Origin of the sequence: Nonomuraea sp. NPDC049486 (assembly GCF_040676925.1) — a bacterium.
GTDB classification, from domain to species: Bacteria; Actinomycetota; Actinomycetes; order Streptosporangiales; family Streptosporangiaceae; genus Nonomuraea; species Nonomuraea ferruginea.
In genome coordinates this window covers 19,244-32,983 of record NZ_JBFAPV010000023.1, presented here as the reverse complement: position 1 = coordinate 32,983, position 13,740 = coordinate 19,244, and the positions used below count along the sequence as shown (strand labels likewise).

The following is a 13,740-nucleotide window of genomic DNA, read 5'->3' as shown; positions in this document are numbered from 1 at the left end:
GTGCGATGACTTGCGCGGGCTCACGTCATCCGGGGATGCCGTCCGGCATGTCCGGTGGCGCGGACGCGCGCCGGATGAGAGTGCCGAGACGGTCGAAGGCCGAAGCCCAGAACCGCGTGAGCAGGGTGCGGTCGTGCGGGGCGGTCTCCGTCGAGCCGAACATCTCCCAGCCGTAGTGGAAGACCTGCAGCAGGCTGCCGCCCAGGTGCGCCGGCTCGATCCACAGATGGCCGGAGAGGTGATCCGGCCATCCGCCGCGGTCGAGCCTGAAGTTCAGGCTCGGCAGGTAGGACGGGAACCGCTGCCCGGCCTCCAGGTGCTCGGTGACCGTCAGCACGCAGCTTCCGCTGGCGTCGCCGATCACGAACGCCATCGGGTCGTCGACGTTCAGCGAGCCGGAGGTGCGTCCCGTCCAGTACTGCAGCGCCGGGACGGCGGTGAGCGCCGCCCACGCCTCGTAGGCCGGCAGGGGCAGCTCGGTCTGGACGTACGGCCCCATGCGCCGCCAGGTCCAGCGCACGTCCCGTCCGGTCTGCACGTGGTCGGAGAGCTGGTCGAGGATGCCCGGCCAGCCGGTGCCGTTCCAGCTCCGCCAGTCCGACGGCCCGTTCGAGCTGATCTCCGTGACGGTCACGGTGGTGGCCGCGCCCATGGCGGTGAGCTGCCACGTCACGCGGGTGGCCGGGCCCACGCCGACCCAGCGCCAGCGATAGCTCAGCGTGGCCGTGTGACCGTCCGGGCCGGGCGGCCGCACCTCGTCGGTGTGGCACCAGAAGAACTCGCCGTCGCGGAAGTCGAGCATGCTCCGCTCGCCCTCGCGCGCCCAGGACTCACCCGTGCGCGCCAGCCAGAGCCCGATCCGCCCGGGATCGGCCAGCGCCGTCCACACCGCGTCCAGGTCTGCCGGTACGGTCACCGTCGTGATCAGCCTTTCCCACCGGTCGTGGGCGACCGGCTGGGCCGTCGCGCGGAAGGGAGGGAAGGGTGACGGCTCGGTCAGCGGAACGGTGAGCTCGTCGGGCAGTGGTGAGACAGTGGTCATGGCGTCCTCGGCTCGTTCAGAGGTGCTGGGAAACCGGTCAGGCGATCTTCTCCGGGGCCAGGTAGCCGCCCATGTTGAAGCGCAGGCTGGTCAGGTAGCCGACCGGCTCGGCGTCGGGGTTCTTGAGGTCGTGCAGCGGCAGCATCCGGTAGATCTGGCCCTTGCCCGGGGCGCCCGCCGGCGGGATCGAGCGGACGTCGTCGATCGTCAGGATGACGGGTTCCTTGTTGAACAGCGTCTTGCCCAGCTTGGGGATGTCGAACAGGCATCCGACGGCCATCCGGCACGCCTTGGCCGAAGGGCCCTCTCCCGCGTAGGGATCGAAGGGGTTGCGGATCTGGCCGGCGGACAGGCAGGTCGGGTTGAGGGTGACGGTGATGGTCCCCAGTTCCTCCGACGTGCCGGTCATCTTCATCTCGATGAGGTTGGTGTACACCTCGGCGTCGGCCCACTCGTTCTCCGTGGGCTCGGACCGGACCACCCGTACGTAACCGTCGAACTCGACGTCGAACTCGCCGACTCCAGGGATGGCGAAGGTGTCCCAGGAGTGGATGCCGAGGTTGTCGATGCCGGCCTCGGGCGTGGCCCAGCGGACGACCTGCGTGCCCTCGTACAGGTTGGGCACCCCGTCCGTCTGGACCGGCCGGCCGTAGACGGTGGTCTTCTCGGGATTGGTGATCATGGCTTTTCCTTTCAGGGGGTGTGTGATCGGCCTGTGGCCGGGATCAGAGGCCCACGGCGCGGTAGTCGCAGCAGGTGCGCCCGGGCTCGTCGGCGATGCCGTCCTGGTTGCTGTCGATCTCGCCGTCGACGGTGCTGTAGACGTCCCTGGAGTTGAGGTCGATGCGGCCGTCGCCGTCCCAGTCGTTCAGCTTCCCCTTGAAGGTGCCGAGGATGAACACGTTGGTCAGGTCCCTGACCTCGGGGTCGTGCATGGTCGACAGGATGCCGTTGCCCGGCTGCAGGATCTCCTCGAGTGACTTGCCGGCGACGCTCTCGACGTTCGTGTAGCCCCAGCCCTGGAACCGGCCCCGGACGTACCTGATGGCGTCCTCGCCGCGGACCTTCAGCGTGGGGTCGAGGTGCCAGGTGCCGTAGCGGGCGAAGCCGATGCGGGTGTCGTGGGTGCCCTGCGAGGGGTCGTCCGCGCGGCCGGACTTGAAGAACGTCCGCGGGACCTGCGACTCGAAGAAGAAGTTGCCGCGGTCGCGCCTGCTGCGCTCGGTGAAGCCGCGGAACAGGTAGTTGTCCATGTGCGGTGAGCCGTCGACGTGCAGGCCGCTGATGGTCTTGGCCATCAGCAGCTGCTTCTCGCGGGTCGCGACGTTCGGGCACGCGTGCGCCTGGCCGTAGACGCGCGCCAGGCCGAGCGGGCCCAGCGAGACCTTGCCCCAGTGCTGGTTGGTGCCGTCGAGGCGGACGTAGAGGTCGCAGTGGATGAGCAGGTAGATCGTCTCGTCGAAGGTCCTGCCCTCGGTGAAGACGCCGCCGCGGCCGTCGAACGCGGGGTCGCCGGTGGTGAGCTCGCTGGCGAACAGCTTCGACCACTCGGCGATCTCCGGGTCGGAGTCCTTCGCGAAGCGGCGCAGCGCGGCGATGGCGTGCGGGCCGCCGAGCTTCTCCATGGCCCAGAGGGTGTCCCAGCGGACCTCGCGGTTCTTGTCGTGCCGGATGACCTCGGCGAGCAGCTCGAACGCGTCGGGCAGGTCCCGGTCGGCGTACTCGAAGACGGCCTGCTCGCGCATGACCGGGTCGGGGTGGTGCAGCGCGTCGTGCTGGAGCTCCTCGTCGGTCCGGTTGTCGACCCGGACGGCGGCCCTGTTCAGGGCGTAGCCGAAATCGCTGCACCAGGCGGCCGGGTCGCCGGCCACGAAGCGCGGGTCCATGCTGAGCGTGGTGCGGTAGGCGAAGTTGAGCGCGTCCCGCTGCTCGTCGCGGAGCGACTCGAGCGGCGGAGCCTCGACCGGAAGCGATGACTCAGGACCGGGGTTACCCACTGATTCCGGGGACTTATTGCATAGATCGATTGCCATCTGTTGCCTCCGAAGGGCGAAGTTGTGGCTACAGCAGTCACGCTAGGAGGGAGCGGATGACAAAACTTCTCCCACGTTGCCTACCGAGGCCGGGCACGGTGTTCGCGCCTGGCAGGAGAAAAAGTGATCGGATACTGTCGGCGTGACCTCAGAAAGCCGATCAGCCGGTCGAGGTGATCCATGGAAGGGTCGCGATGGGCAATCTGATCGCACCGAACACGGATTTGACGTTCGTCCCCGGCCCCTGCCCGCCACGGCCGTGCGCGCTCCCGGAAACGCGGCATTCCGGATCACGTGTGCACGCGGACGACGACGGGATCCTCGTCGAACTCGGCGCTCGCTGGCGCCCGGGTGACGCCGCTCTGCTCCTCGGCGGGATCAGGCGAGCCGCGGAGCGCGGCCTGCCGCTCACGCTCGCCCACCGCGGCGCCGGCGGCGGCGGCCTGCTCCGGGCGGCGTCGCGCGAGTGGCCGCACCTGCGTCACCGCGAGATCGTGCGCGACGGCCGGGAGTCCTTCCGTACGCGTCCGCCACGGTGGATGCGGTACCGCCTGCCCGCGCCCACCGGTCGCGGCGGCGAGCCCGCCGGGGTGGCGATCAGCGGCGGGCTCGGCGGGATCGGCCTGGCCCTGGCCGCGCGGCTGGCCGCCGCGGGGCACCCGCTGTGGCTGCTCGACCGGCGCCCGGCGGGCGGCCTGCCGGCGGCCGACCGGCGGCGGCTCGCCGCCACGATCGCGCGCACCAGCGTGGTCGTCGATCAGGCGGACGTCACCGCGGCCGTTCCCGCGGCCCCCTTCCCGATCACGCACCTGGTGCACGCCGCGGGGGAGCTGGATCTGGCGCCGCTGGCCGACCTGTCCGCCGACGACCTGGAACGGCTGGCGGGCGGCAAGGCCACGGCCCTGCGCACCCTGGTGGAGGCCCTGGTGCCCGCCGGGCTGCGGTCGGTGGTGGCGTTCGGCTCGACCGAGTCCCGCCACCCGCACCGGCTGTTCGGCGGGTACGCGCTGGCCAACGAGCTGCTGCGGCGGGAGGCGGCGCGGCTGCGGGAGGAACGTCCGGAGGTGCGCGTCGTCACGGCCGAGTGGTCGCTCTGGTCGGCGGTGGGGATGGGGGCGGCCAGCGCCGGGATGGCGGGCCGGGCGGGGTTCGCGGTCGTGCCGCCGGAGTGGGGCGTCCAGGTCACCGAGAGACTCCTGGACCGGCGGCGGCCGATGCCCGGCGAGATCGTGCTCGGCGGGCCCCAGCCCACGCCCGAGCGTCCGGTGGCGGCGATCTCCGGGATCGGCGGCAGCTCCCTCGTGGTGGACGACGCGTCGGTGCGGCGCCTGGTGAGGCTCTGCCTCCCGGGCGGGACCGCGCGGCATCGGGAGGTCGGTCCGCGGGATCGGATCGTCCGTGCCCAGGTCGCGGACGACACCGTCTACACCTGGGGTTCCGGCCACCGTGACTGGAACACCCGCGCGCCGGGGAGGCAGAGGTGAACGGTTCGGTCGTCGAGCACTCCGTCCGGCTGCCGTGCGACGCCGCGGCCGCGTGGCGGATGATCGTGGACGCCCGGCGCGCCCAGGCCTGGTGGGGGCGGCTGGAGGCGGACATCACCCACGTCGCCCAGGAGCTGACCGTCGCGACGGGCACGTCCTCGGTGTACCGCCTCTGGGTCGAGACGATCCTCCCGGAGCGGGTCCTCGCGTTCACCAGCGCCTATCTCGGGGTCAGCCCCGTCACCGCCGTCCGGTTCGACGTCCTCGGGTCCGGGCCGGTGCTGCTGCGCGTCAGTGAGACGCTGGAGTCGGCGGACCCGGCGACCGTCCACCAGGCCAGGCGGCTGTGGCAGCACCGGCTCGATCGCCTGGCGGCGTCGCTGCCGGGCGCTCCCCCGGCCCCCGGCGAGACGGACGACGGACTCGCCGACATCACCGAGCGCAGGACGCTCGACAGGCCGGGCTGGCGCCCGCTGCACCGGGCCGTCCTGAGCGAGTGGCTGCCGCTCTCCGGTCCCGCGTGGCCGCCGCGCTGGTTCTACGTGATCGACTCCGAGGGGCCCCGGCCATTTCCCGTCGTCCGCTGGCGCACGCACTTCGACGACCTGGTCGCGCTCGGGATCGAAGCCGTGCCCGGGTGCCCGCCCACCGAGGCCGAGGTGGCTGTCACGGCCACCGCGACCGCGCTGGAGCTGCGGGTGCGGCACACGGGATGGGCGGCGCTGGACCTGGACGCCGAGACGCGGGAGGTGCTGCGGGACCGGTTCCTGGCCACCTGGCGGCACACCCTCCAGCGGGCGGTCCACGCCTGAGCCCGCCCCGGGCTCACCGGACTCCGGTGGCCGCGGGGATCTGCAGGCCGGGCCACCAGCGCCGGAGCGTCCCCTCCACGATCATCAGGGACATCAGGGGGAACGCGAAGTCGGCCGGCGGGTGGACGCCGTAGCTGTTCTGGTGCTCGAAGACGCGGGGGCCGAAGTCGGTCATGTCGAACCGCCCTCCCGGCTCCGTCGTCGCCCGTACGAGCCCGGCGATCTCGCGGGCGAACGCGCGCCTGCGCGCCGGGGTGTGCCCGGCGGGCGGTCCCGTGGGGAAGGCCGAGTCGTACATGATCTCCCCGCACCGCTGCCCGTTGCGGAGCGCCAGGTTGATGAAGAAGTCCCGGAGTGCGTCCCGGACCCTCCCCGGCATCTCCACGCAGTAGCCGGCGTCCAGGATCACGACGGTGCCGTCCGGCCGGATGTAGATGTTGCCCGGATGGAGGTCGCAGTGGACGAAGCCGTCCTTGAAGATCATCGAGCCGACGGCTTCGAGCACCCGCGACGCGACGCGGTCGCGCCCGGCCAGGTCGGCGGCCGGAACGTCGTCGGCGAGTCCCGGGACGAGGTCGGTCACCAGGGCCACGGGGCAGGTGTAGTCCTCGTGCACCCGCGGCACGATGATCTCCTCGTACCGGGCCAGGTTCGCGGCGAGCCGGCGCAGGTGGCCGGCCTCGCGGAAGAAGTCGATCTGGCCGTAGAGCGCCCGGGACATGTAGCCGACGAGGTCGGCCATGGGCGCGCCGCCCGCCGCGGGCAGCTTCTCGGCCACCCGGGTGAGCGCGGTCAGCAGGGTGAGGTCGGTCGACATCGACTCCGCGACGCCCTCCCGCTGCAGCTTGACGGCCAGCAGGCGGCCGTCCGGGTCGATGGCCTCGTACACGCAGGCGATGCTGCCGCTGCCGACGCAGCGATCCGTCACGTTGAGCCGGCTCAGCCGCGGCTCCTGACGCGTGGCGAGGGCCAGTTGACGGCCGAACTCCGCGGCGCCCATCGGGGTGACGTCGTCGTGCAGGGCGGCCAGCTGCTCGGTGACGTGGGCGGGGAACAGGTCGGCGCGGCTGGCCAGCATCTGCCCGAACTTGACGTAGGTGGGGCCCATGCGTTCGACATGCCGTACGAGCCGCCTGGTGCCGCGCGTCTGCGCCCGTGTCCTGCCGCGGAGCAGCCGGTCGACCAGCCACGCCGACACCACGTGCGGCGCCGCGGCGCCCACCCGGCCGGTCAGCCGCACCGCGCGGCCGGCCAGGCGGAGCCCGCGCACGCGCGGCAGGTGGTCCGGGCCGGCCGCGCTCTCCCGCGCGGGCTCGCCCGGTCCGGCATCGCCGGGCGCCCGGTCGGCCGTCCTGCCGAACGCGTGCGCCGCCACCATCGGGTGCACGGCGGGCAGCGTCGTGACCGGCGACAGCCCGGCCTCGGCGGCGGCGGCGACCAGGGTCTCGGGCGTCAGCCCCAGGGTGCCCAGCGGCCGGCCGCCCCGCGCGGCGGTGGCCGGGACGCAGTACAGCACGCTGGTCGCCAGCAGCATCGCCGCCGCCGGTCCGGTCAGCGGCGGAGATTCCACGACCAGCAGGGTGCCGCCGGGGCGCAGGGCGGAGGCCGCGGCGCGCAGCATGCCGGACAGGTCGCTCACGTCGTGGAGCACGCTAAGGGCGAGTATCAGGTCGTATCCGCCGCTCAGCGCCGTCGTGGCGTCCAGGTGGCACAGCGAGACGCGTCCGGTCAGGCCGCGCGCCGCCAGCCGGGCGTTGCCCGCGCTGGTCAGCCGTTCGTCGAGGTCGAAGCCCTGCGCCGTGATCCGGGGGAAGGCCGTCGCCAGGGTCTCCAGCGTCTCACCGGACGCGCAGCCGATCTCCGCCACCCTGCCGCCGGCCCGCAGGGTGTCGGTGAGCCCGGGGACGGCGGGCAACCAGATGTCCGGAAGGATGACCCCGGTCCACTGGGCGCTCATCCGCTGCATCGCCTCGGCGAGCTCCTGCGGATAGCTCGTGTCGTCGAGGGCTCCCCCGGTGTGGTATGCCTCGGCGATCGCGGGGACGCACCGGGTCAGCGCGCCGAACAACGCCACCCCCGGCTGCACGTCCATCGTCCCGCCGATGAACGGCCGGACCTCGGGCGACCACGCGTAGCCCGCCTCGTCGTGGGAGACCAGCCCGGCGGCGGCCAGGCCGCGCAGCCACTCCTCGGCGAGGCGCGCGTCGCCGCCGGTGGCCCGGGCGAGCCCGGCCGCCTGAGCGGGGCCGGCGGCCAGCGCGGCGCTCAGCCCGGTCCGCGAGCCGAATTCCAGCATCGTGGCGACCATCGCGGTGGCCACGACGGCCATCGGCCGCGGCAGCTCCGGCCCGTCGCCGATCTCGTGTCGGGTCGTCCCGGCAATTCTCTCACCCATGGAAAGACACCCTTTTGGCACGACAGCAAATGTACGAATTATAGTCAGGCCTTTCCGGGGCGGCTTCTTCGAAATTGCGGTGTGCTTTCCTGCGGAATTCGGCGACCGGCCCGTTCCGCCGATGATTTACGCGTGCTAACGTGACGCCATGTCCGTGGACAGAGATTCGTCCGCCGTTTCCATCCACCGGCATTTCGACTGCGCTTTCCCCGAGTTATGGCTGTCGGTGACCGCGCCCGAGTCGATCTCCGCCTGGTTCACGCCGTGCGCCCGGGGCTCCGACGGACGCTACCGGCTGCGGTTCACGGAGGACTCCGGCGAGTCCTATGTCAAACACGCGACGGTGCTCCGCTACCGGCGCGGGGAGGACGCGGGCGAGTATCGGTTCCTGCTGGAGGACCCGGGTCATCACGACAGCGTGGTGGAGGTGAGCGTCAGCGGGGCGCCGGGCGGCGCGGTCCTGACGCTGCGGCACCTCGATCCTCCCGCGGAGCTGGCCGACGGGTACGCCCGCGGCTGGGCCGACTACCTGGACTCCCTGGAGCGGCACCTGGCGGCCTCCCGCCAGGACGCGATCCGGCGTCCGGAGGGCGGGAGATGAGCTCCGCGGCCCGGTCGGCCGTGCGGATCGCGCAGGTCGCCGTCGTGGTGTGCGCCACGGCGGCGTCGCTGGCCTGGGCCGTGGTGCGGCACGGCCGGCGGGAGGGGACGCTCAGGAGGGCGGGCGCCGTGGTGAGCGCGGCCCTGTGGCGGCTGGGCCCGGCGTTCATCAAGGTCGGGCAGATGCTGTCGAGCCGCAGGGACATCCTCCCCGCCGCGTTCTGCGAGGAGCTGGAGGAGGGCCTGGCGCGCGGGCGGGCCGGCGCCGGCGGGGCGGACGTGGAGATCGGATCCGTGGCCACCGTGGAGCGGCGCCTGGTGAACGGCGCCGACGTGGCGGTGAAGACGGTCCACCCCACGGCCGCCGAACAGCTGCGGATCGATCTCGGCCTCATCACCGCCATGGCCCGGGTCGCGGGCGTCCTGCTCCGGCGCTCGGGGCCCACGCTGGAACGGGTCGTGCACGAGATGTGCGAGTCGGTCCGCGGGCAGACCGACCTGGTGGCGGAGGCGGCCACCCTCAGCCGGCTCGAAGACCTCGAACTCGTCCTGCCGGTGGTCTTCCCCCGGGTGCTCCCCGGGCAGAGCGGGCCGGACGTGCTGACGATGACGTGGATACCGGGGCAGGCCGGCGGCCGGCGGTTCCGCGATCCCCGGCGCACCGCCAAGCGGCTCGTCCTGACGGTGTACGAGATGCTCTTCATCACCGGCGTCGTCCACTGCGATCTGCACCCGGGCAACTGGTGGGAGCTGCCCGACGGCCGGCTGGCGATCGTCGACGCCGGGTTCACCTACGAGCTGGACGAGGAGATGCGGACGCATTTCACCGAGTTCTTCCTCGGGATGTCCAGCGGGAACGCCGAGATCTGCGCCACGCACGCGCTGGCCGCCGCGGCCCGTCCGGTGCCGCCCGAGGCCGAGAAGGCGTTCCGCCGCGACATGGAGGGCCTCATCGGCTCCGTCACGGGGCTGACGGCGGGGGCCTTCTCCCTGGCGGGGTTCGCCGCCCGCTTCTTCGCCGTCCAGCGGCGGCACCAGGCGTTCTCACGGGCCGAGTTCATCTTTCCTCTCATGGCCCTCCTGGCCATAGAAGGGCAGGTCAAGCAGCTGGATCCGGGAATCAACTTCCAATCTCTGGCGGGCCCCGTCGTGTTGCGCTCCATCGTCGCGCGGGCCCGCGCCGAGCGCGTCCGCTGAGCCCTGCCACGCGCTCACCTCGCCGGCGACGGCTTCCCGAGGCATCGCCGGAGCATCGCTATACACTTTCTTAGTATGGTGAACGAGTCGGTGGCCCGCGCCGGCGAACGCAGACGTTACGGGCAATACTGCGGTCTGGCCGCTTGCCTCGACGTGATCGGCGAGCGATGGACCCTGCTGATCATCCGAGAGCTCCTCGTCGGCCCTCAGCGATACAACGAGCTGCTTCACAATCTTCCAGGCATCGGCACCAACCTCCTCGCCGAGCGGCTCCGCTGGCTGACCCGCCAGGGCGTCGTCCGGCAGCATCCGCGGCTGAGCGGCAGGGGGCACACCTACGAGCTGACGGCCTTCGGTGAGGAGCTCCGCGAGCCGGTGCTCGGCCTGGCCCGGTGGGGGCTGAACGTCCCCCACTCCTTCAGCGCGGAAGACGAGGTGCGGCCGCAGTGGGGGGTCCTGGCCGTCGAGGCGCTGATCAGGAAGGACCAGATCCCCGACGTCGACGAGTCCTACGAGTTCCTCGTCGACGACCAGGTGTTCCACATCGCGGTGCGGGGCCGGCAGATCTCGGTCGTCCAGCAGGGCGCCGAGGACGCGGTCCTGCGGGTCTCGACCGACGCCAAGACGTTCGTGGACATCGGTTCCGGCCGGCTCTCGCCCTTCGAGGCCGTGGTGACCAGACGGCTGAGCCTGGAGGGCGACCAGGAAGCCCTCACCCGCTGTTCCCGTCTGCTGGGGCTGCTTCCCGGCCCCCGCCCGACCGCGATCTGAGCGTCTCCAGGTACGCGTCTATGTCCGCGGCCAGCGGGGGAAGGTCGACCGCCGGATTCGGCGACCGGGCGAGCAGCATGCCGCCTTCGCAGATCAGCGAGAAGACGAGCTGCGCGCGAGCGGCCACCGTCTCCGGCGCTCCCCCGCCGGCCAGGCGCAGACCGGCCAGCAGGACCCGCAGGGTGTGGCCGTGCTCCAGCTCCCGCACGGCCTCCCAGCCCATCAACGACGGGGCGTCGAGCAGCACGATCTGCCGGAAACCCGGATCCAGGCAGTGCTCCAGGAAGGTGCGGACGCCGTTGTGCAGGGCTTCCCACGGGTCGTCCTCCTCGGCGGCGGCGTACTCCAGTCTTGCCGCGATCTTCTGCTGCTCGCGGATGAAGACGGCGCGGAACAGCTCGATCTTGCTACCGAAATGGTGGTAGACGGCGCCCTTGGTGACCCCCGCCGCCGCGGAGATCGTGTCGATCGAGGTCGCGGCATAGCCGTTGCCGCCGAACAGCTCGTGCGCGGCGCCGACCAGCCGGGCCGTCGTCACGTCCGAGCGCTCGGCCTGCGTTCGCCTGGCCATGCTTCTCCTCATCAGCTCCGGTTACCGGCCCGCCCGTCGTCCGGGCGGCCCGTCACCAGGGGATCACCGGGTACCAGGGGATGAGCTCGCGTCTGGCCAGCAGCCGTACGTCCCAGTACAGGAAGGTGAAGACCCCGACGACGATGAAGGCCGCTCCCGTGATGAGGGCGAGCCGGCCGGGCCGGGCGGCGAACCAGCCCTGCACCCGGCCGCCCATGACCACCGCGAGCAGGACGAAGAGCACCGTGAGGATCACGATGTTCCCCACGGACTGCAGCATGAACGCCAGCGCCCCGTAGAGCGGGTTGTGGCTCTCGGCGGCGTCCCGGAACAGCTGCCGGAACAGTCCGTACGGCCGTCCGATGAGGAAGCCGCCGATGAGCGCTCCCATGACCACCATGGGCGCGTTGGGGAAGCGCCGGGTGAGCCGGGCGAGCGGGTCGCGCACGATGCCGAGCGCGGCCAGCCCGAGCCAGACGAACGCCAGCCCGATCACGCCGAACGCCACCATCGACTGGACGCTCCTGGCCGACAGCTCCCCCGGGAGGGTGGGGGCGGTCGAGAACTGCGGCATGGCGGTCCCGACGATCCCGACCACGGCTCCGTACACGCCGGAGACCGTGAGCATGCCCACGGTCAGCCACGCGAGGGGCTTGAAGACGGCCCCCACGCGGTCGGACAGCGAGCGCGGCTGTCCGACGATCGGGCAGAGCGCGCCGAGGACGGCGATGTTGCAGGCGGTGAAGGTGCCGCCCAGCCCGGTGGCGAAGGCGAAGACGATGCCGGGCAGGATGCCGTCGAGGACCGTGGCCTCCGGCTCCTGGCCGAGCACGGTGCCGGCGACGTTCTCCCCGATGACCGAGTCGACGAACTCCGCTGACCAGACGACGGTGAGCAGGAATCCGATCAGCGAGCTGATCAGGACGGCCCGCCAGGGATGGCGGATCCCGGCCCGCTCGGCGGGGCGCTGTTCGGTGAGTGCCATGTGGGTCTCCTCTTCGTACCGGCGCGACCGGCGCGCCGGTCGGATCATGGACGTTCGAGGTGCTGGACACGGCTGCGCCGCAGGTGCTGCCTGCTGCCGCGCGGCGCGGCGAAACCCCGGGACCCGCATGGGCAGCGGCCGATCACGGTTCCCGGGAGGTGGAGCGGTGTGCGGCAGGGCTCAGCGGCCGGCCCAGAGGCCCACGTGGTTGCCTTCCGGGTCGCGGAAGACAGCGCAGTGGCCGTGGTTCCCGCCGATGTCCATCTTCGGCCGGTCCACCTTGCCGCCGGCCTTCAGGACGGCGTCGAGCGTGCCGTCGATGTCGTCCACGAGCAGGTAGACGACGGTGGACTCGCCGGTGGGCGGGGTCCGGCGCGCCGACTGGGCGAGCCCTCCGACGGGCGGGCCGCCCGCCCCGGTGACGATCATGGAGTACGCGCCCAGAGGGAACTCGGGGATCTCCTCGTAGGTCCAGCCGAACACTTCCGTGTAGAACGTACGCATTCGTCCTATGTCGTTGACGTGGATCTCGAACCAGGCGACCGCGTCTGACAGGGACACGTGACTCCTCCTCGGCTGGCTAGGGTGTGGCGGCGAACGTGATCGGCAGGCTGACCACCCCGCGGAACATCGTGCTGCGCCGGTAGACGAGCTCACCGGTGGGAACGGCCTGCCGCAGCTCGGCCAGACCGGCGAGCTGCCCCAGTGCCGCCTTCAGCTCCATGCGGGCGAGCAGGGCCCCGAGGCAGAAGCGCATGCCGGCGCCGAAGGACATGGGCGGTCGCTCCGAGCGGCGGATGTCGAACCTGTCCGGATCCGTGAACTGCGCCGGGTCGCGGTTCGCCGCCCCCGCGAGGGCGACGACGAAGGCGCCCTCGGGCAGCTTCGTGCCGGAGAGGTCGAGGTCCGCCGAGATCTGCCGGCTGTTGGACTGGACCGACGAGTCGTAGCGCAGGCACTCCTCGACGGCGCCCGCCAGCCGGTCCGGTTCGGCGCGCAGCAGTTCCAGCTGCCGAGGATGGCGCAGGAAGGCGAGGACGCCGTTGCCTATCTGGTTGGTCACGGTGTCGTGGCCGGCGAAGACCAGCGCCACGGCCGTGCCGATCAGGGCGTTGGTGGTGATGGGCCGCTGCCCGCCGGTGGCCTCGATCATGGCGCTGATGAGGTCGTCCCCCGGGCTCCTGCGCCGTTCGGCGATCAGCTCGGTGAGGTACTCGGCGAACTGTCCCATGGCGGCCTGGCCCCGGGCGATCTCCTCCGGACTGGCCAGGAGGTCCAGTGTGGGGGCGATGTCGACCGACCAGGCGCGCAGCGCGTCACGGTCGCGGGCCGGCATGCCGAGCAGCGTGGAGATCGTGGCGAGCGCGAGCGGGTAGGCGAAGTCGTCGACCAGGTCCATCTCGCCCCGCCTCCGCAGCGGCCGGAGCAGGTCGCGTGCGGTCTGCTCGATCTCCGCGCCCATCCTCCGGATCAGCCGGGGAGTGAACGCCGGGCCGATCAGGGAGCGGAGCCGCTCGTGGTCGGGGTCGTCCTGGAAGAAGATCGTGTGGCGCAGCACCTCGCTGAGCGGACCGGGGCCGACCAGCGAGGCCCAGAAGTCGCGGATGCCGGCCCGGCCGAACCGGGCCTCGCCCAGGACGGTGCGGACGTCGTCGTACCGGGTGACGTACCAGATGCCGTTCGCGCCGCGATGGACCGGATCGTGGCGCAGCAGCCAGGCGTAGTAGGGGTACGGATCGCGCAGGACCGCGGGGTCCACGGGATCGAACCCGGCGCCGATGGGGACCGTCATCCGGACCGCCCTCCCTCCGTAGCTTTAAACAGCTATACCAAATGTCCCGATATAGGTC

General features: G+C 71.8%; 13 protein-coding genes. 5 read left to right on the top strand and 8 right to left on the bottom strand.

Translation table 11 applies throughout. The features are described from left to right. Positions 1-25: 25 nt before the first annotated feature. The 3 genes from AB0K05_RS40855 to AB0K05_RS40845 are packed head-to-tail and all read right to left on the bottom strand — an operon-like array spanning position 26 to position 3,039. Positions 26-1,042: an SRPBCC domain-containing protein gene (locus AB0K05_RS40855; RefSeq protein WP_219548081.1), complete on the bottom strand. Its 1,017-nt coding sequence runs from the start codon at positions 1,040-1,042 to the stop codon at positions 26-28. 37 nt (positions 1,043-1,079) lie between these two features. After that, a complete protein-coding gene (locus tag AB0K05_RS40850; protein ID WP_148031002.1) occupies positions 1,080-1,724 on the bottom strand; it encodes a DUF6073 family protein in 645 nt (214 codons plus the stop codon). Positions 1,725-1,767: 43 nt separating this feature from the next. Beyond that, positions 1,768-3,039 carry a HEAT repeat domain-containing protein gene (locus tag AB0K05_RS40845; RefSeq protein WP_219548083.1) on the bottom strand — a complete coding sequence of 424 codons (1,272 nt, stop codon included), beginning with the start codon at positions 3,037-3,039 and terminating at the stop codon, positions 1,768-1,770. A gap of 332 nt (positions 3,040-3,371) precedes the next feature. Between AB0K05_RS40845 and AB0K05_RS40840 the strand changes: the two genes are divergently transcribed. Both AB0K05_RS40840 and AB0K05_RS40835 read left to right on the top strand, forming a co-directional pair. Next, on the top strand, positions 3,372-4,559 hold the full coding sequence (locus tag AB0K05_RS40840; RefSeq protein WP_364236690.1) for a KR domain-containing protein: 1,188 nt from the start codon (positions 3,372-3,374) through the stop codon (positions 4,557-4,559). Further along, positions 4,556-5,371, top strand: coding sequence for a hypothetical protein (locus AB0K05_RS40835; RefSeq protein ID WP_148030999.1), 816 nt, complete (start codon positions 4,556-4,558; stop codon positions 5,369-5,371). The genes AB0K05_RS40840 and AB0K05_RS40835 overlap by 4 nt, the downstream gene beginning before the upstream one ends. A gap of 13 nt (positions 5,372-5,384) precedes the next feature. On the opposite strand, the gene AB0K05_RS40830 is transcribed toward AB0K05_RS40835, so the two are convergent. Beyond that, positions 5,385-7,766 carry an AarF/UbiB family protein gene (locus tag AB0K05_RS40830; protein WP_364236686.1) on the bottom strand — a complete coding sequence of 794 codons (2,382 nt, stop codon included), beginning with the start codon at positions 7,764-7,766 and terminating at the stop codon, positions 5,385-5,387. A gap of 148 nt (positions 7,767-7,914) precedes the next feature. On the opposite strand from AB0K05_RS40830, the gene AB0K05_RS40825 reads away from it, so the two are divergent. The 3 genes from AB0K05_RS40825 (at position 7,915) to AB0K05_RS40815 (ending at position 10,334) form a co-directional block, all read left to right on the top strand. Continuing rightward, positions 7,915-8,367 (top strand): SRPBCC domain-containing protein, encoded by a 453-nt coding sequence (locus AB0K05_RS40825; protein ID WP_364236683.1) that lies wholly within the window; start codon positions 7,915-7,917, stop codon positions 8,365-8,367. Further along, the gene (locus tag AB0K05_RS40820; RefSeq protein WP_364236680.1) at positions 8,364-9,563 is read left to right on the top strand and encodes an AarF/UbiB family protein; all 1,200 of its coding nucleotides are present in this window, start codon (positions 8,364-8,366) and stop codon (positions 9,561-9,563) included. The genes AB0K05_RS40825 and AB0K05_RS40820 overlap by 4 nt, the downstream gene beginning before the upstream one ends. Before the next feature lie 75 nt (positions 9,564-9,638). Further along, the gene (locus tag AB0K05_RS40815) at positions 9,639-10,334 is read left to right on the top strand and encodes a winged helix-turn-helix transcriptional regulator (RefSeq protein WP_271278823.1); all 696 of its coding nucleotides are present in this window, start codon (positions 9,639-9,641) and stop codon (positions 10,332-10,334) included. On the opposite strand, the gene AB0K05_RS40810 is transcribed toward AB0K05_RS40815, so the two are convergent. The 4 genes from AB0K05_RS40810 to AB0K05_RS40795 form a co-directional block, all read right to left on the bottom strand. Beyond that, complete coding sequence (locus tag AB0K05_RS40810; protein WP_187281103.1) at positions 10,276-10,905, bottom strand: TetR/AcrR family transcriptional regulator; 630 nt, start codon at positions 10,903-10,905, stop codon at positions 10,276-10,278. The genes AB0K05_RS40815 and AB0K05_RS40810 overlap by 59 nt on opposite strands. 52 nt (positions 10,906-10,957) lie before the next feature. Next, a complete protein-coding gene (locus AB0K05_RS40805) occupies positions 10,958-11,890 on the bottom strand; it encodes a hypothetical protein (protein WP_148030993.1) in 933 nt (310 codons plus the stop codon). Between the two features lie 180 nt (positions 11,891-12,070). Further along, positions 12,071-12,451: a VOC family protein gene (locus tag AB0K05_RS40800; protein WP_271278822.1), complete on the bottom strand. Its 381-nt coding sequence runs from the start codon at positions 12,449-12,451 to the stop codon at positions 12,071-12,073. Between the two features lie 19 nt (positions 12,452-12,470). Continuing rightward, positions 12,471-13,682, bottom strand: coding sequence for a cytochrome P450 (locus AB0K05_RS40795; protein ID WP_271278821.1), 1,212 nt, complete (start codon positions 13,680-13,682; stop codon positions 12,471-12,473). Between the last annotated feature and the right edge of the window lie 58 nt (positions 13,683-13,740).

Coding starts and splice junctions, on each gene's coding strand:
- AB0K05_RS40795 (WP_271278821.1), bottom strand. CDS start 13,682: ATGACGGTCCCCATCGGCGCCGGGTTCGATCCCGTGGACCCCGCGGTC.
- AB0K05_RS40815 (WP_271278823.1), top strand. CDS start 9,639: ATGGTGAACGAGTCGGTGGCCCGCGCCGGCGAACGCAGACGTTACGGG.
- AB0K05_RS40820 (WP_364236680.1), top strand. CDS start 8,364: ATGAGCTCCGCGGCCCGGTCGGCCGTGCGGATCGCGCAGGTCGCCGTC.
- AB0K05_RS40810 (WP_187281103.1), bottom strand. CDS start 10,905: ATGGCCAGGCGAACGCAGGCCGAGCGCTCGGACGTGACGACGGCCCGG.
- AB0K05_RS40855 (WP_219548081.1), bottom strand. CDS start 1,042: ATGACCACTGTCTCACCACTGCCCGACGAGCTCACCGTTCCGCTGACC.
- AB0K05_RS40850 (WP_148031002.1), bottom strand. CDS start 1,724: ATGATCACCAATCCCGAGAAGACCACCGTCTACGGCCGGCCGGTCCAG.
- AB0K05_RS40825 (WP_364236683.1), top strand. CDS start 7,915: ATGTCCGTGGACAGAGATTCGTCCGCCGTTTCCATCCACCGGCATTTC.
- AB0K05_RS40805 (WP_148030993.1), bottom strand. CDS start 11,890: ATGGCACTCACCGAACAGCGCCCCGCCGAGCGGGCCGGGATCCGCCAT.
- AB0K05_RS40830 (WP_364236686.1), bottom strand. CDS start 7,766: ATGGGTGAGAGAATTGCCGGGACGACCCGACACGAGATCGGCGACGGG.